This is a genomic window from Streptomyces bathyalis, from assembly GCF_015910445.1.
Classification (GTDB): Bacteria; Actinomycetota; Actinomycetes; order Streptomycetales; family Streptomycetaceae; genus Streptomyces; species Streptomyces bathyalis.
Window position 1 is genome coordinate 3,845,702 of the sequence record NZ_CP048882.1, and the last position, 16,886, is coordinate 3,862,587.

The following is a 16,886-nucleotide window of genomic DNA, read 5'->3' on the forward strand; positions in this document are numbered from 1 at the left end:
TTTCTCCTATGTACGGCTACGACCAGACCGCCGCCGCGGGGCAGGGCTACCCACACGCCGGGCAGCAGTACGGCCACCAGCAGCAGGCCGGACATCAGCAGGCCGCTCACCAGCAGTACGCAGCCCAGCAGGCGCCCCCTCCCCCCTACGGGCAGCAAGGTCAGCCAGGGAACGGGCAGCCGCTCTACCCCGAGCAGGCGTCGCCGCCGTCACTGCGCGAGACCGTGCGCGCGTTCACCAACGGAACGATCACCTCGGAGGACTTCCAGTCGATCTTCTCGACGTCGAAGGTCTACTGCCCGCGCGGTGAGACCCCGGGCTTCCTGGCGCTGCACAACACCCAGCAGCCGGTGATCCCGATGTTCACGACGCTCAAGGAGCTGCGGCGCTACGCGGGCAAGGAGTCCCGCTACTTCGTGATCACGGGTGCCGAGGTGCTGGACCTGCTGCCCTCCGGCTACGGCTTCGTGCTGGACATGGAGGGCGAGCACCGCGTGGTCATCGACGCGAAGGCCGTCGAGGAGATGGTCGACTTCGCGATGCGCCGCATGTACGGCTGAGGGTGCCCCGGCGGGTGAGCCGAGCGCGGTTTCGCCCCTGAGCCTTGCGGCCGGTCCCTTGGATATTCCGGGTCCGGCGGCGTGAAGACGGCGCCGGTCTGCGCGTCAGGCCGAGCCGCCTTAGGGGGCATCACGCCCAGGCCGGTGACGAAACGTTCTCGCGCATCTCGAACCAGATGCTCTTGCCCTCGCCGCGCGGGTCGACGCCCCACGATCCCGCCAGCAGCTCCATCATCATCAACCCCCGGCCGGACGAGGCCAGTTCGCCGGGAGTGCGGCGGTGCGGCAGTGCGTCGCTGGTGTCGGCCACCTCGACGCGCAGCAGCCTGTTGCCCCGTTCGCCGCTGCACTCGGCGACCATCATGGCGTCGCCCTCGGTGTGGACCAGGACGTTCGTCAGCATCTCGGAGAGCATCAGCACGGCCCCGTCGATCTGGTCCTCGCTCTCCCAGTCGAAGAGCATGCCCTGGAGCTGGTGCCGGGCCTCGCCGATGCGGTCCGGCTCCGCCTGCGCGACGGTGAACGTCGTGCGGCGTGCGATGCCGGCGGCCGCCGCCGCACGCCCGGCCGCGTAAGCGGGGTCGAGGGTGAGCAGCAGCAGCGCGATGTCGTCCTCGCGGCGGTCGGCCAGCGGGCCGGTGGCCTCACCGGTGAGCGGCTGCTGCGCCGAGCCGATGAGCGCGTCCGCGAGCTGCTCCAGGTCGGTGGGCGTTCCCGAGTCCTTGGCGGACTGATCCCGGAAGACGGCTTGGATGCGCCGCCACCCGGTGTCCATGGTGTGCCCGCCGACCTCGATCAGCCCGTCCGTGCACACCAGCAGCGTCTCGCCCGGCTCCAGCACGAGCCGCGTCGTCGGGTACTCGGTGCCCGGCTCCACCCCCAGCGGCAGTCCGCCCGCGGTGGCTCTGATCAGCATCGTGCCGTCGGCCAGCCAGATCGCGGGGTCGGGATGGCCCGCGCGCGCGATGTCGAGGGTGCCGGTGACGGGGTCGGCCTCCATGTAGAGACAGGTGGCGAATCGTTCGTCCTCGAGGAGACCTCCGAAGGCCCCGACCGCGGGCGCCTCGTCGCTCGGCCTTTCTCCCGGGTCGCCCGTCATCACCTCGGGCCGCCCGATCCCCGCCAGATAGCGCGAGGCACGCGCCAGGATCGCGTCCGGGCGGTGGCCCTCCGCCGCGTAGGCGCGCAGCGCGATGCGCAGCTGCGCCATGACGCCGGCCGCGCGCACGTCGTGGCCCTGCACGTCGCCGATCACCAGTCCCGTGCGGCCCGACGGCAGCGGGATCACGTCGTACCAGTCGCCGCCGACCTCCAGCCCGCCGCCCGAGGGCATGTACCGGGCCGCCAGCTTCATGCCCTCGATGCCGGGCCTGCGCGTGGGCCTCAGTGTGCGCTGCAGGCCGGAGGAGAGCTGGAGCTCCGTCTCGTGCATGGACGTGCGGGAGATCGCCTGGGCGAGCATCCGCGCGACGTTGGCCAGCAGCGACCGGCCCTCCGGGGTGAACCGGACGGGCTCCCCAAAGGCCACCATCCACGCGCCCAGCGTGCGCTTGGAGACGGTGAGCGGCAGGAACGCCCAGCCCCGGTTGCCGACCGGCTCCACCTGCGGCCAGGCGGCCGGGAACTCGCGCTGGTAGTCCTCCGGGGCCGGCAGGTAGACCGGCCGCCCGGACCGTACGACGGCGGCGGCCGGATGGTCGGTCTCGACGGGCATTTCGAGGAACGGAAGCAGATGCTGCGGCACCGGCCGCTGGCCCGGAGGCCCGACCAGGATCAGCCGGCCCCGTTCGAGACTGAAGACGGCGAGGGCGCGGGGCTTGAAGCCGGGGATGACCAGCGAGCCCCCGATCCGCAGCACCTCCGCGGTGGTGCGGGCCTCCGCGAGCGCGAGGCCCGTGTGCAGCAGGAATGCCTCCCGGTTCTGCTGAAGGGTGTCCTCCTCCCCGGACGGCACCCCGGACGGCCGCCGCACGTGCTCGGCGGCCGCAGGCTCCGCGGCGCCGGGCTCGGGCACCAGCGAGATCGTCCCGATAAGGGAGATCGTCCCGTCCTCGTCGACGGGCATGATCCGGGTCCGCACCCTGCGCACCACGTCGCCCTGCTCGTCGACGATGCGCAGCACCGTTTCGACGAGGGTCCACTCGGCCAGGGCGAGGGTTGCGGTCTCTGTCAGTTCCACGTAGTCGGAGAAGTGGATCCGGGAGCGGATGGAGGGCTCGGCGAGCGTGAGGGTGCCGCCCTCGGCGGGCACGTCCTGCGGGCGGCCCGGTCCGGCCTCTTCCGAGGGGGTGTCCGAGCCCGGTCCGGCGACGGAGACGGAACGGTCGGTGTCCGTCACGTCCCCCCGTCTGAACGGGACGCCGAGGAGCTCCGCGGTGAGGACGTCTACGGTGGAAGCACCGGTCTCGCTGTCCCAACGCCACAGCCCGGTCCCGGTGGCCCTCAGCACGTCCTCGGTGTGCATTGCCCCACTTTATGTGCGTTGGGGAAAACGGGGCGAGTGGGGCTGAGCCAGGGCGGTAGTCTGAAGGGCCGACCTCCCCCATAGCCTCCGGCATGGGGGTGCCCCCAAGTAACTGGCCCAGATGCTGCCGACCCACGACTGGATGACTGATGCACCGGTACCGTTCCCACACCTGCGGCGAGCTCCGTGCTCCGGACGTCGGTACCGACGTCCGCCTCAGCGGCTGGCTGCACAACCGGCGGAACCTGGGCGGCATCCTCTTCATCGATCTCCGTGACCACTACGGGATCGTGCAGCTCTTGGTGCGGCCCGAGCAGACCGAGGTTCAGGAGCAGCTGAGCTCGCTGTCCAAGGAGTCCGTCGTACGCGTCGACGGCAAGGTCCGGGCGCGGGGTACCGACAACGTCAACTCCGAGTTGCCGACGGGTGAGATCGAGGTCGAGGTCGGCGAGGTGGAGGTGCTCGGCGCCTCCGAGCAGATCCCCTTCACGATCAACGCGGAGGACGGGGTCAACGAGGAGAAGCGCCTCGAATACCGCTTCCTGGACCTGCGCCGCGAACGCATGCACCGCAACATCGTGCTGCGCTCGCAGGTCATCGCGAAGATCCGCGAGAAGATGGTCGCCGAGGGCTTCAACGAGCTGGCCACGCCCATCCTGTCGGCCACTTCGCCCGAGGGTGCGCGGGACTTCCTGGTGCCCTCCAGGCTGCACGCGGGGAAGTTCTACGCGCTGCCGCAGGCGCCGCAGCAGTTCAAGCAGCTGCTGATGATCGCGGGCTTCGACCGCTACTTCCAGATCGCGCCCTGCTTCCGTGACGAGGACGCCCGCGCCGACCGCTCGCCCGGCGAGTTCTACCAGCTCGACATGGAGATGAGCTTCGTCGAGCAGGAGGACGTCTTCGCCGTCATCGAGCGGGTGATGACCCAGCTCTTCCAAGAACTGGGCGGCGGCCGCGAGTGCACCTCGCCGTTCCCGCGCGTGCCGTTCCGCGAGGCGATGCTCAAGTACGGCTCCGACAAGCCGGATCTGCGTGCGCGGCTGGAACTCGTGGACGTCTCCGACGTCTTCAAGTCATCGGGCTTCAAAGCCTTCGCAGGCAAGCACGTACGGGCGCTGGCGGTGCCGGACACCGCGGACCAGCCGCGCAAGTTCTTCGACCAGATGGGCGAGTTCGCCGTCGAGCAGGGCGCGAAGGGCCTGGCATGGGTCCGCGTGGGCGAGGACCGCACGCTCACGGGACCGATCGCCAAGTTCCTCGAGGAGAACGACGTCACGCAGCTGCTGACCGCGCTGAAGGCCGAGCCGGGCACGGCGATCTTCTTCGGTGCGGGCGAGTTCGACGAGGTCTCGAAGATCATGGGCGCGGTCCGTGTCGAGGCCGCGAAGCGCGCCGGCCACTTCGAGGAAGGCGTCTTCCGCTTCTGCTGGATCGTGGACTTCCCGATGTACGAGAAGGACGAGGAGACCGGCGCGGTCCAGTTCTCCCACAACCCCTTCTCCATGCCGCAGGGCGGTCTGGAAGCACTGCAGACGCAGGACCCGCTGTCGATCCTGGCGTGGCAGTACGACATCGTCTGCAACGGCGTGGAGCTCTCCTCGGGCGCCATCCGAAACCACGAACCGGACATCATGTTCAAGGCGTTCGAGATCGCGGGCTACTCGAACGAGGACGTCGAGCGCGAATTCGGCGGCATGCTGCGGGCGTTCCGCTTCGGCGCCCCGCCGCACGGCGGCATCGCCCCGGGCATCGACCGCATCGTGATGCTGCTGGCGGACGAGCCCAACATCCGCGAGACGATCGCGTTCCCGCTCAACGGCAACGCGCTGGACCTGATGATGGGCGCCCCCAGCGAGGTCGACGAGGCCCGCCTGCGGGAGCTGCACCTCTCGGTGCGCAAGCCGAAGCTCTAGCCTTCGGCGGGCCCCCTTCGGCGGGCGGCGGGTCGGGTTCCGGCTCGCTGCGTACGGGCGATCGCGCGGGTGCCGGGTGCGGGGCCCGTAGCAGCCGGGGTTGTCCTTGCGCGCCGTTGACCGGCAGGAAAGTGTCAGGCCCGGCCTGCGCCCGTAACGTGGTGTCGTACGCAGACCCGTACGGCCGCCGAGGGAAGCGAACGATCATGACTGTGCCCGCCCTGAGTTCCCGCCCCGGCAACCTGCGCGAGGTCGCGGAGGAGATCGAGCGGGCGACCGGCCTGCGGGTGGAGATCCTCGGAGGAAGCCTCGTGACGTCCCCGACGCCGCGAGGGAAGCACGCGGGTACGGTCAAGCGGCTGCTCCGGCAGCTCTCACCGCAGCTTCCGGAGGGGCTCGACGCATACGAGATGTCGTCCATTGCCCTCCCGGACGACACCGACGATTACTGCACGCCGGATCTCGTCGTCCTGCCGACCGAGTGGGAGGAGGACGATGAGTGGCTCGCCGACCCCCGGGACGCGGAGCTGGCGGTCGAGGTCATCTCCCAGTCGGAAAAGGCGAAGGACGTCACCGCGAAGAACGGCTGGTATGCCGCCGCGGGGGTGCGCACCCTGCTGGTCGTTGATCCGCGCGTAGGCGCCTGGGCTCTGTACACACACCCCCGGGACGGCAGCTACCAGGGAGTCCTCCACGGCAGGTACGGCGAGGAGTTGTTGCTGCCGTCCCCGTTCACACTTCCGGTCGACACGTCCTGCCTCCCGCTCTACGGAGACGCCGTCAGCTCCGCAGACCTTTCCACGCACGACGGCGTCGAAGCTCGTCGCAAGGGCAAAGGCGATTGATCGTTGTGGACGGCTCGCTGCCCGGTGGTCCGCCGCTGCCGGACCGCCCCGTGACATGACGAACCCCCGGGCAGAGCCCGGGGGTTCACCGCTGTGTGAAGGCTACTTGGCCGGGTCCTCCAGGCGCGGGAAGAGGGACGCGCCCTTCGTCACCGTTGCTCCCGCGGGAAGCTGGCCCCAGCGGGCGGCATCGCCCATGTTCTGGTCGGAGAGCCGGCCGAGGTGCGGCTCGGCGCCCAGCGACGCCCACAGCTTCGCCGAGGACTGCGGCATGATCGGGTTCAGCAGCACCGCGCACGCGCGCAGCGACTCTGCCGCGGTGTAGAGGATCGTCGCCAGCCGGGCCTGGGCCTCGCCGGTCGCCGCCGCGTCAGCGGCATCGGACGACACGGCTTTGGCGACCTTCCAGGGCTCCTGCTCCGTCAGATAGCCGTTGACCTGCTTGATGAAGTCGAAGACCGCCGCGATGCCGCCGGCGAAGTCCAGCTCGTCGCCGATGCGTTCGTCCGCCGAGGCGACCGCCTTCGCGAGACCGTCCACGACGGCCTGCTCAGCCTCGCCGTGCGCCGTCGCCTCCGGCAGTGTGCCGCCGAAGTACTTGCCGACCATGGCGGCGACGCGGGAGGCCAAGTTGCCGTAGTCGTTGGCCAGTTCGCTGGTGTAGCGGGCGGAGAAGTCCTCCCAGGAGAACGAGCCGTCCTGCCCGAAGGCGATTGCCCGCATGAAGTACCAGCGGTAGGCGTCGACTCCGAAGTGCTCCGTGAGCTGCTGCGGGGAGATGCCCGTCAGATTCGACTTGGACATCTTCTCGCCGCCGACCATCAGCCAGCCGTTGGCGACGATCTTGCCGGGCAGCGGCAGTCCGTTGGCCATCAGCATCGCGGGCCAGATCACCGTGTGGAAGCGGAGGATGTCCTTGCCCACGAGGTGCACGTCCGCGGGGAAGGTCCCCTCGAAGCGCTCCTGGTCGGCCCCGTAGCCCACCGCCGTGGCGTAGTTGAGCAGCGCGTCGATCCAGACGTAGATGACGTGCTTGTCGTCCCAGGGCACCTTGACGCCCCAGTCGAAGGTCGAGCGTGAGATCGACAGGTCGTCCAGGCCCTGGCGGACGAAGTTCATCACCTCGTTCCGCGCGGACTCGGGCTGGATGAACTCCGGGTGCCGCTCGTAGTGCTCCAGCAGCTTCGGGCCGTACTCGGACAGCTTGAAGAAGTAGTTCTCCTCCTGGAGCATCTCGACCGGCGTGCGGTGGATGGGGCACAGCTTCTGCCCCGCGAACTCCCCCTCTCCGTCGAGGAGTTCGCCGTAGGTCTTGTACTCCTCGCAGCCCACGCAGTACGGGCCCTCGTATCCGCCCTGGTAGATCTCGCCCTTGTCGTAGAGATCCTGGACGAACTCGCCGACGCGCTCGGTGTGCCGCTTCTCCGTCGTACGGATGAAGTCGTCGTTGCCGATCTCCAGGTGCTCCCAGAGTGGCTTCCATGCCTCCTCGACGAGGCGGTCGCACCACTCCTGCGGTGAGACCCCGTTCGCCTCGGCGGTGCGCATGATCTTCTGACCGTGCTCGTCCGTGCCGGTGAGGTACCACACCTTCTCGCCGCGCTGACGGTGCCAGCGCGTGAGCACGTCGCCCGCGACGGTCGTGTAGGCGTGGCCCAGGTGGGGAGCGTCATTGACGTAGTAAATGGGGGTCGTGACGTAGTACGCCTTCGATCCCGTCTGCTCTGTTCCAGTGGCCGCCATGGTCGAAATCCTAACTGTCCGCGGGCACCGGTTTCCTTCCCATAACCCTGTGTGACCGCCGGGGGAACGGTGCGGAGGGTGCGGGCGCGGGCGGGGCTGCGGCCGGGTCCGTCTGTTGACGCTTCTCGCGCGCCTCTGCATGCTTGCGCGCGTACCGAACTTCACACACGGGGACCGGACCATGGAGGGCGTTATCCGTCGCGTGATCGCTCCGCTCTCCGCTGTGGTCGTTGCGGGCCTCGTGGCCGCCGGCGTGCTGCTCACCGGGTCGGATCCGGGGGAACCGTCCGAGCCGGAGCCGGACACGTTCGTGATCGGCCAGTTCAACATGGCCGGCGGGACGACCGAGTACGGCGACGAGGGCAACACCGCGCCCGACGCGCTCGCCGAGGACGTGAAGGACCGCAAGGCGGCCTTCCTCACGATGCAGGAGACCTGCCAGGACTGGGACGAGCGGCTCGAGGACCGACTGCCCGGCTACACGGTGCTGTTCAGCCCCGTCGACAACCTGGAGAGGAATCCGGGAACGCCCGCGCGCTGCCATCACCCCACCGACTTCGGCAACACGATCGTCTTCCGCAACGGCCTCGGCTTCGACAAGGACGACACCGACGTCCACCAGTTGGGCTCCACCTCCGGTGACGAGTACCGCGAGATGGTCTGCGTGCGCTCCGAGCCCCGGAAGCTGGTGGTCTGCTCCGCCCACCTCACGCCGTCCGGGGGCGACTACCTGGCGAGCCGGAAGCGCGAGGTCGCCACGGTCCAGCGGATCCTGACCTCGCGGTACAAGGACTACACGGTGCTGCTCGGCGGGGACATCAACGACCTCCCGCTCTCCGGCGTCCTCGACCGCCTCTACCACCCCGACTACGGGCACGGGGCCCGAGGAGCGTTCAAGGAGGCATCGGGCCCCTGCCTCGACGCGATGAAGCCCGAGCGCCGTGCCGCTCAGCTGCCGCGCGCCAGGTACGCGCCGTGCCGGTCCGGTCAGCCCAGCCACAGCAAGGGCAAGATCGACTATGTTTTCGTCTCACCGTCGGTGCGGGTCCGGTCGGGCACCTTGAGTCACTCGGAGCACTCCGACCACAAGCAGGTGTGGGCCCGCCTCGATCTCCCCGCCACGTCGCGGCGCTGAACGCCCGCCGGGGCGCCGACGCGCCGGGGCCCAACTGCCCGCGGCGGTTTGCGAGTTCACGGCCGTGCCGCTCCGGCTCCGAGCCGGAGGAGTCGCGGCCACAACTGGCGTCGAGTGAAACGGTTCTGTGCGCGTCGCGGGTCTACTGGTCAGATCACCGTGACAAATCGAGAGATCACGTGAGGATCGAATGGAGAAGGTTTCTGCGAGTGGAATCGAGCGCTCCCCGGATGTTCTGATCCCCGGACCTCCGGTCTCACCGGAAAGACGTTCCCCCCGCTCGTTGATTGGAACTTCCATGCGTGACATGACACCTCAGATCGAGACCGCCGAGCTCTCCGACGCCGACCTCGACAACGTCTCCGGCGGCGTGGGCGCCTCCGTCGGCGGGAACCTCGCCGCCGGCCTGGAAGGCGTGACCGGCAGCGTGGCCGGCGCCGTCGACGGCGTCGGTGGCGTCACGGGCAGCGTCAGCGGCGACGCCTCCGGTCTGACCGGCGCCGTTCCGAGCGTCGGCGGCGTCACCGGCCTGGTGGGCTGAGCGCGCGCCTGAGCACCTTCGCTCTCAGGGGCCCCGAGCCGCATGTGAAGCATGCGTGCCGGGGCCCTTGTGCGTGCCCCGGTCATTCCGGGCCTCTGCGGCCCCGGGCCGTCACCGATGCAGAGATCGGTAACGAATCGGAAGATCACGTGACGATGATGAAAGAGACGAGTGTGACGAGTGGCAGCAGGGACCGCGGAGATGTTCTGATCCCTCACCTCCGGTATCACCGGACAGACGTTCCCCGCTCGTTGATTGGAACCTTCATGCGCGACCAGATCGAGACCGCCGAGCTTTCCGACGCCGACCTCGACAACGTCTCCGGCGGCGTGGGCGCCTCCCTCCCCGGGGGCCTCGCCGGCGTCGACGTCACCCCCGGCCCGGGCGGTGCCGCCGCCACCGTGAGCGGTGCCGTCCCCGGCGTCGGCGGCGTCAGCGCCACGCTGAACGCCGGTGTCCCCGCCGTCGAGGGTGCCTCCGGCATCGTCGGCTGACCGGCTCCACCACTGGCACCACTGGTGCCAAGGGCCCTGGCACGCATGCGAGTTGTGCGTGCCAGGGCCCTTGTGCTGTGCGGTGAGCTGCGGCCGGACGGCCCGGAGGGGCGGCGTCAGCCGGTCGCGAAGACCTGCGAGTCGTCGGCGAACGCCTTGAACTCCAGGGCGTTGCCGGCCGGATCGCGAAGGAACATCGTCCACTGCTCGCCCGGCTGTCCCTCGAAGCGCACGTACGGCTCGATGACGAACTCCGTGCCCGCCGCGCGCAGCCGGTCCGCCAGCCTGTGGAACTCGGGCACGGCGAGGATCAGGCCGAAGTGCGGTACGGGCACGTCGTGTCCGTCGACGGGATTGTGCGCGCGGCGAGCGCCGTCGCCGGGCGCGAGGTGGGTGACGAACTGATGCCCGTGGAGATTCCAGTCCGTCCACGTCTGCGAGCTGCGCCCCTGCTCGAGGCCGAGCACCTCACCGTAGAAGCGGCGGGCGGCCTCCAAGTCGTTGACGGGCATGGCCAGATGGAACCGCGGGACGGGTGAATCGAATGTGCTCACGGGCCTCTCGCCGCCTTTCTGTGGATCCTCGCGCCCTTCCCGGGAAGTGCGTACCGGGAAGGGCCTGCGCTGACCGGACCGTACCCGGGGTCGCGGACCGTACCCCGGTGACGGCGATCCGCCGGGTCGTCCCGCGGAAGCGGGGCCCGCACCGTGGCGGCGCACCGGGCGGATTGGGGCTCGTTCGTCGGCCGAACGGACGGAGCCCGGCTGCGAGTTCGGGACGTCGCGGGCCGTGGGGCAGGCCGCGGCCCAGCCGTCCGTACGAGCCGAAGCACGTTCGGGTGAAGCAAGGCCGTCACGGCCCGGACCGGCGGAGGCGGACCCTACGGTGACGGGGCAGGTGACATCAGCGCCCGCACCCCGCGAGGAAACACGCACATGCCTCTCACGTCGAAGAGCCTCCCCGAGTACTGGGACACCTACAAGCCGCACAAGGGGGACGGGACGCCGTCCGCCCCCGCTGTCGACTCGTTCGAGTGGACGCAGTACCCCGGGCACGGCCCTGGAGCGGGCTTCATCGGAGAGCCGCGCACGGCCTTGGAGTTGGGCTCAGCCGAAGGGAAGGAGGCCGTCTTCCTCGCCCGTACGGGAGTCGAGGTGACCGCGCTCGACTTCTCGCCCGCGCAGACCGCACGCGCGCGGCTGTGGTGGGAGGGCACCCCCGGGCTCTCCTTCGTCACCGCGGAGGCCTGCGACTATCTCGCGGAGACGACGGCGACGTTCGACGCAATCTTCTCGCGGTGGGGCGCCGTCTGGTTCACCGACCCCGAGCGGCTGGTGCCGCTGGTGCGCCGCCGGCTCAACCCCGGTGGTGTGCTTGCCCTTTCGCAGGCCGAGCCCATCGAGGGCTTCTACGGTCCCCAGGCGATGTACGGCAACGGCCTCAGCGGGCGCCGGCTGACGGTGCTGCGCTGGTCGTACTCCACCGAGATGTGGGCGGACCTGCTGGAGCGCAACGGCTTCACGGGCATCGACGCGTGCGTCCTGCCCGCGCCCGACCCGGACAACGTGGGGACGCTGATGGTCCGCGCGAAGGTCCCGGCCCCCGCGTCGGCGCCGACCCCGGCGCCGGCGCCCGCGAAGCGGCGTCGCCAGGCGCGTTGATCCGGTCGGCGCGTCGATCCGCGGCGTGTTGGTCCGCGGCGTGTTGGTCCGCGACGCCTGATCCGTCCTCGTCGCCGCAGCACACGGGAGCGCGGGACCGTCCCACCGACCCGGTCCGGGCGCACGGTCCGTGAGATGGCTCGCAGACGCCGCGCAGGGGAACTGCCGTGCCGAAGCGGGGCGTCCGTGTTGGCATGGAATCGCGTGAGGTCCGTGACGGGCGTGAGGGGACGGGCGCTGCCGCTGCCGGGTGCCTCGTCGCCGCTGTCGCGGCGGCGACCGGGTTCGGGGTGTGGTTCGCCGTCGCGCGCTCCGGGGTGATCGGGGGCTTCGAGGATCAGCGCGACTGGAGCCTGCTGTACATCGAACTGCCGGGCATGGTGGCCGGCTTCCCCCTGATCGCGCTGCTCACCTGGTCCCTCACGCGCGCCGTCTTCCGCGGGCGGGGCCGGCGCGGCACGCGGGCGGTGGTCATCGCAGCCGTGGTGGCCCTGACACTGCTGCTGTTGTCATGGGCCTGCGGGGTCTGGCTGGAGCACCGCGTCGACTGGATCGCGCCGGACCCCTGCTCCGATCCGCCGTGCTGAACCGACGGGCTCAGGGCACACCCGCGTCCACCCGGTAGATGACCTTGCCTTCCAGTTCGGTGAAGCCGAGCGACCGGTAGAAGGCGCGCGCGTCCGGATTGCCGGTGTCCGACGTCCACTCGATGCGGCTGCACCCGGGGCGCGCGGCGGCGATGGCCCGCAACTCCCGCATCAGCCGGGTGCCCAGGCCCTTCCCGCGTGCCGCGTCGCGGATGTACAGCTCCTTGAGGAAGAGCGAATGGGACGTCCACGCCGCGGGCCACAGGAACGAGTACGCGGCCAGGGCGACGACGCCGCCCGCGCCGTCGACCGCGAGAAGCGCCGAGGCGATGGGCGGCGAGCCGAAGAGAGCCTCCTCGACATCGCGCCTGCGTTCCTCGAGGGGCGGTTCCGGCGCCTTGACGCGCGCCGCGTAGAACCGCTCGACCTCCTCGATCAGTTCGGCCACTGCCAGGGCGTCGCGGTTCTCGGCGGCGCGGATCGTCATCGTCACGGAAACTCCTGTTCCACGGGCTCGGGACGGACAGGGGTCAGCGCGACAATCGAACCAGCAGGGAGCGCGGGTCCGACAGGGCGCAGGGAGGGCGCGCCGCCCGGTCCGGCGTCTCCCTGACGCCGCTTCCTGAGGCTGGGCCGGGATTCACCCGGGGTTCATCGTCAGGTCGTCTCCTCGCGGGCCTGCGCCCATAGCGTCGCTTCACCGCCGTATGCACGGAGATCCGGAGGGGAACATGCGCAAGCTGCTGACGGTGCTCGGCTCGCACCCGGGCGGCAGGTCGGCCATGACCTGCCGTTACCGGTGTGGTGACGCCTGCTTCCACGAGGCGCCCAACACCAGCGGCAACGAGTACGCCGGTGACCTCATCGCCCGCGCGCTCTCGCGCCGTTCAGTGCTGCGTGCCGGTGCCGTCGCCGGCGTTGTGGCCGCCGCCGGTACGGGGGCCTGCAGCTCGGACTCCGCCGGCGCGGTGTCGGCCGCGGACGGCAAGGCGAAGGGCAAGCCCGCCAAGGGCCTGCGCTTCACGCCCGTCGAGCCGAACACCGACGACAAGGTGACCGTCCCGAAGGGTTACGAGCAGAACATCGTGATCCGCTGGGGCGAACCGATCCTGCGCGGTGCTCCCGACTTCGACCCGGAGAAGCAGTCCGCGAAGGCGCAGGAAGGACAGTTCGGCTACAACAACGACTTCCTGTCGCTGCTCCCGCTGAGCGAGAAGGAGGGCGGCAGCAGGCGGCAGTTGCTCGTCGCCAACCACGAGTACACCGACGAGGTCCTGATGTTCGCGGGCTACGACGCGGACGACCCCACTCGTGAGCAGGCAGAGATCGGCTGGGCCGCGCACGGCCTCTCCGTCGTGGTCGTCGAGGGCGAGAAGGGCTCGGGCGCGCTGCGGGCCGTGCCGCGCCACCGCCTCAACCGCCGCGTCACCGGTACCACTCCCTTCGAGGTCACCGGCCCGGCCGCGGGCAGCAAGTGGCTGCGCACCTCGGCGGATCCGGACGGCACCACGGTGCTCGGCACCCTCAACAACTGCTCGGGCGGCACGACTCCGTGGGGCACGACGCTGCACGGCGAGGAGAACGTCGACCAGTACTTCGCCAACACCGAGAAGGTCAAGGACGACGAGCACCGCAAGCGGCTGGAGCGGTACGCCCTCAAGGGCACCGACACAGAGCGGAAGTGGGAGCGGTTCGACGACCGCTTCGACGTCACGAAGGAGCCGTACGAGCCGCACCGCTTCGGCTGGGTCGTCGAACTCGACCCGTACGACCCGGACTCGAAGCCCCGCAAGCGCACAGCGCTCGGCCGCTTCAAGCACGAGGGCGCGCAGCCGCGGCTGACGAGCGACGGCCGGGCCGTGGTCTACATGGGCGACGACGAACGCTTCGAGTACCTCTACAAGTTCGTCTCGTCGAAGCGGATGCGGCGCGGCGACAGCCGGTCCGACCACGAGCACAACATGACGCTCCTGGACCACGGCACGCTGTACGTCGCCAAGCTGACGGGTGACAGCCCGGAGGACGACATCGACGGCTCGGGCGAACTGCCGTCGGACGACCACGAGTTCGACGGCCGCGGCAAGTGGATCCCGCTGGCCACCGGCGACGAGTCGCACGTGGAGGGCATGACCGCGGAGGAGGTCTACGTCTTCACGCGCATCGCGGGCGACAAGGCCGGGGCCACCAAGATGGACCGCCCCGAGGACGTCGAACCCAGCCCCCGCACCGGCCGCGTCTACGCCGCCCTCACCAACAACACCGACCGCGGCGCCTCGGGCAAGGCGGGCCCGGACGAGGCCAACCCGCGCAAGGGCAACAAGCACGGCCACGTGCTGGAGTTCGCGGAGCACGGCGACGACCCGGCAGCCCGCCGCTTCACATGGCGGCTGTTCCTGGTGTGCGGCGACCCGGAGGACCCGGACACCTACTTCGGCGGCTTCCCCAAAGACCAGGTCAGCCCCATCTCCTGCCCCGACAACGTCGCATTCGACGACTTCGGCAATCTGTGGATCTCCACCGACGACGCCCAACTCGGCTTCCACGACGGCCTGTTCGGCGTGGCCACGTCGGGACCGCGGCGCGGTGAGGTGCGGCAGTTCCTGACCATGCCCAACGCCGCCGAGACCTGCGGGCCCATCGTGCAGGACCGGCGCGTCCTGGTCGCCGTGCAGCACCCGGGCGAGGAGGACGGCGCGAGCGTCGAGAAGCCCGCCTCCCAGTGGCCCGACGGACCGGACGCATACGTACGCCCCTCCGTCGTCAGCGTCTGGCGCAAGGACGGCGGTGACATCGGCGTCTGACGGGAGCCTCCTGGCACCGGCCGCCGTACGCGTGTGATCGACTGCTGAGCGGCAGTCGGCACGGCAGCGTGCGAAGCGAGCGGAGTGGAGCGCGTCGGATGACTCTCGCCTGGGTGGTTCTCATCGTCTCGGGGGTGCTGGAGACCGTATGGGCGAGCGCCCTGGAGGCGTCCGGCAATTTCCACAGGCTGTGGCCTTCGCTGCTCTTCGTCGGGGCGCTGGCGTGCAGCATGGCCGGACTGTCGTACGCGGTGGCACACATCCCGCTCGGCACCGCCTACGGCGTCTGGGTGGGGATCGGAGCCATCGGCACCGCCGCGTACGGGATGGCGGTGCTCGGCGACCCCGTCACGGCGGCACGCGTGCTGTGTCTGCTGCTGATCGTCGCCGGTGTGGTCGGGCTCAAGCTCCTGCACTGACGGGTGGGGTCCGGTCCACCGGCAAGGGGGCCGAGCGGCCTGCGGGGCGGGGTAGGCCATAGCCGTCCGTACGCGTGCGGATGCGGCCCCACCCGCCCCGTGCGAGCCTTTTCGCACGGAGCCGCCCCTGCGCGGACGGACGGGTCCGGACCGACGAACCCTGGCGAGCGAGGGGCGGCGAAGCAGCCATGGACCGACCCAGGGTGTTCATCGTGGGCGGCGGCTTCGCGGGGGTGCGGTGCGCGCTCGGCCTGGAGCGCGAACTCGACGACAGCGAGGCCGAGATCTCGCTGGTCACCCCGGACGACTACCAGCTCTACCTGCCGCTCCTTCCCCAGGTCGCCTCGGGCGTGCTGACCCCCGAGGCCGTCGCACCGGCGTTGCGCCGCGTCCTGCGGCGTACGCGCATCGTCCCGGGCACCGCCATCGGCGTGGACACCGACGCGAAGGTGTGCGTCGTACGGATGATCACAGGCGAGCTGGTCAACCAGCGCTACGACTGTCTCGTCCTCACGCCGGGCAGCGTCACCCGCACCTTCGACATCCCGGGGCTGGACCGGCGGGCGCGCGGCATGAAGACGCTGGCCGAAGCCGCCTACATCCGCGATCACGTCATCGCCCAGCTCGACCTCGCCGCCGTCACGCACGACGAGGCGGAGCGCGCGGCGCGGCTGCGGTTCGTCGTGGTCGGCGGCGGCTACGCGGGGACGGAGAGCGTCGCCTGCCTTCAGCGGCTGACGGCCGCCGCCGCGTCCCGCTACCGCCGCATCGACCCGCGCTGGATCAAGTGGCACCTGGTCGACCACTCCCCGAAGCTGATGCCTGAACTCGGCGACCGCCTCGGCCGCAAGGCGCTGGCGATCATCGAGGCACGGGGCACGCAGGTCTCGCTCGGTGTCTCCGTGTCGGACGTGTCCGAGCGCACGGTCGGGCTCACCGACGGGCGTTCGCTGGCCACGCACACGCTCATCTGGACGGCGGGAGTGGCCGCCAGCCCGCTGATCGCCACACTCGGCGCCGAGACCGTCAAAGGGCGCCTCGCGGTCGGTGCGGACCTGCGGGTGCCCGGCAGGGACGGCGTCTTCGCGCTCGGTGACGCGGCGGCCGTGCCCGATCTGGCGGCGGGCGGCGCCAGGCACCACGGCCGTGCCTGCGACGAGGGCGTTCCCCTCTGCCCGCCCACCGCGCAGCACGCGATGCGCCAGGGGCGGCGGGCCGCGAGCAACGTCGCGGCCGTGCTGCGGGGCAGGCCCACGCGGCCCTACGAGCACAAGAACCTGGGACTCGTCGTCGACCTCGGCGGGCTGGACGCCCTGGCGCGTCCGCTCGGCGTCGAACTGAGCGGTCTGCCCGCCCAGTTGGTCACGCGTGGCTACCACCTCGCGGCGCTGAGGACCGGCAACGCCCGCATGCGCACCGCGGCCAGCTGGCTTCTCGACGCCACCACCGGCAACGACTTCTTCCGCACCGGCTACCTGTCCGGCCGCCACGCGACGCTCGCCGGCTTCGAGCACACCGGTGACTACCCCACGCCGGAGCGGGTCCGGCAACTCGCGGCGGACTCCTCGGTGCCCGGGGAGTGCTGACACGCCGCCACGTCACGTCCTGCCACGTCAGAGCGATGCGCACCCACCGCGCCGGAGCCCGGGGCGCCTGACGAACGGCTCGCGTCCGGGCCCGTACGTGTGTGATTCGGCCATGGCGGGTTATCTGCGTCGCGGCC

At 70.4% G+C, this 16,886-nt stretch carries 15 protein-coding genes; 11 read left to right on the top strand and 4 right to left on the bottom strand.

Annotated features, from left to right (window positions below; genetic code table 11):
• Positions 1 to 8 precede the first annotated feature (8 nt).
• Positions 9 to 560 (top strand): SseB family protein, encoded by a 552-nt coding sequence (locus G4Z16_RS16745; RefSeq protein WP_197351574.1) that lies wholly within the window; start codon positions 9 to 11, stop codon positions 558 to 560.
• 130 nt (positions 561 to 690) lie between these two features.
• Here the strand turns inward: G4Z16_RS16745 and G4Z16_RS16750 are convergent, their stop codons facing one another.
• A complete protein-coding gene (locus G4Z16_RS16750; RefSeq protein WP_197351575.1) occupies positions 691 to 3,024 on the bottom strand; it encodes an ATP-binding SpoIIE family protein phosphatase in 2,334 nt (777 codons plus the stop codon).
• A 149-nt stretch (positions 3,025 to 3,173) separates the two neighbouring features.
• Here G4Z16_RS16750 and aspS point away from each other — a divergent pair, with 149 nt between their 5' ends.
• A complete protein-coding gene (gene aspS, locus G4Z16_RS16755) occupies positions 3,174 to 4,937 on the top strand; it encodes an aspartate--tRNA ligase (RefSeq protein ID WP_197351576.1) in 1,764 nt (587 codons plus the stop codon).
• A gap of 206 nt (positions 4,938 to 5,143) precedes the next feature.
• Positions 5,144 to 5,782, top strand: a complete 639-nt coding sequence (locus G4Z16_RS16760; protein WP_197351577.1) for a Uma2 family endonuclease — start codon at positions 5,144 to 5,146, stop codon at positions 5,780 to 5,782.
• 102 nt (positions 5,783 to 5,884) lie between these two features.
• Here the strand turns inward: G4Z16_RS16760 and metG are convergent, their stop codons facing one another.
• A complete protein-coding gene (gene metG / locus G4Z16_RS16765) occupies positions 5,885 to 7,525 on the bottom strand; it encodes a methionine--tRNA ligase (protein WP_197351578.1) in 1,641 nt (546 codons plus the stop codon).
• 181 nt (positions 7,526 to 7,706) lie between these two features.
• Between metG and G4Z16_RS16770 the strand changes: the two genes are divergently transcribed.
• The 3 genes from G4Z16_RS16770 (at position 7,707) to G4Z16_RS16780 (ending at position 9,695) form a co-directional block, all read left to right on the top strand.
• Positions 7,707 to 8,660 carry an endonuclease/exonuclease/phosphatase family protein gene (locus G4Z16_RS16770; protein WP_197351579.1) on the top strand — a complete coding sequence of 318 codons (954 nt, stop codon included), beginning with the start codon at positions 7,707 to 7,709 and terminating at the stop codon, positions 8,658 to 8,660.
• Positions 8,661 to 8,967: 307 nt separating this feature from the next.
• On the top strand, positions 8,968 to 9,201 hold the full coding sequence (locus G4Z16_RS16775) for a type A2 lantipeptide (protein ID WP_197351580.1): 234 nt from the start codon (positions 8,968 to 8,970) through the stop codon (positions 9,199 to 9,201).
• 266 nt (positions 9,202 to 9,467) lie between these two features.
• On the top strand, positions 9,468 to 9,695 hold the full coding sequence (locus tag G4Z16_RS16780; RefSeq protein WP_028438221.1) for a hypothetical protein: 228 nt from the start codon (positions 9,468 to 9,470) through the stop codon (positions 9,693 to 9,695).
• Between the two features lie 116 nt (positions 9,696 to 9,811).
• Here G4Z16_RS16780 and G4Z16_RS16785 read toward each other — a convergent pair whose 3' ends face one another.
• A complete protein-coding gene (locus G4Z16_RS16785) occupies positions 9,812 to 10,249 on the bottom strand; it encodes a VOC family protein (protein ID WP_197351581.1) in 438 nt (145 codons plus the stop codon).
• Positions 10,250 to 10,630: 381 nt separating this feature from the next.
• Between G4Z16_RS16785 and G4Z16_RS16790 the strand changes: the two genes are divergently transcribed.
• Positions 10,631 to 11,356 (top strand): class I SAM-dependent methyltransferase, encoded by a 726-nt coding sequence (locus tag G4Z16_RS16790; RefSeq protein WP_197351582.1) that lies wholly within the window; start codon positions 10,631 to 10,633, stop codon positions 11,354 to 11,356.
• 194 nt (positions 11,357 to 11,550) lie between these two features.
• Positions 11,551 to 11,943 carry a hypothetical protein gene (locus G4Z16_RS16795; RefSeq protein WP_197351583.1) on the top strand — a complete coding sequence of 131 codons (393 nt, stop codon included), beginning with the start codon at positions 11,551 to 11,553 and terminating at the stop codon, positions 11,941 to 11,943.
• A 10-nt stretch (positions 11,944 to 11,953) separates the two neighbouring features.
• Here the strand turns inward: G4Z16_RS16795 and G4Z16_RS16800 are convergent, their stop codons facing one another.
• Positions 11,954 to 12,430 (bottom strand): GNAT family N-acetyltransferase, encoded by a 477-nt coding sequence (locus G4Z16_RS16800; protein WP_343070939.1) that lies wholly within the window; start codon positions 12,428 to 12,430, stop codon positions 11,954 to 11,956.
• Between the two features lie 244 nt (positions 12,431 to 12,674).
• On the opposite strand from G4Z16_RS16800, the gene G4Z16_RS16805 reads away from it, so the two are divergent.
• The 3 genes from G4Z16_RS16805 to G4Z16_RS16815 all read left to right on the top strand — a co-directional run bounded on the left by G4Z16_RS16805 (position 12,675) and on the right by G4Z16_RS16815 (position 16,749).
• A complete protein-coding gene (locus G4Z16_RS16805) occupies positions 12,675 to 14,744 on the top strand; it encodes a PhoX family protein (protein ID WP_197351585.1) in 2,070 nt (689 codons plus the stop codon).
• Positions 14,745 to 14,842: 98 nt separating this feature from the next.
• Positions 14,843 to 15,163, top strand: coding sequence for a DMT family transporter (locus G4Z16_RS16810; RefSeq protein WP_197351586.1), 321 nt, complete (start codon positions 14,843 to 14,845; stop codon positions 15,161 to 15,163).
• Between the two features lie 188 nt (positions 15,164 to 15,351).
• The gene (locus tag G4Z16_RS16815; protein WP_197351587.1) at positions 15,352 to 16,749 is read left to right on the top strand and encodes an NAD(P)/FAD-dependent oxidoreductase; all 1,398 of its coding nucleotides are present in this window, start codon (positions 15,352 to 15,354) and stop codon (positions 16,747 to 16,749) included.
• The last annotated feature ends 137 nt before the right edge of the window (positions 16,750 to 16,886 follow it).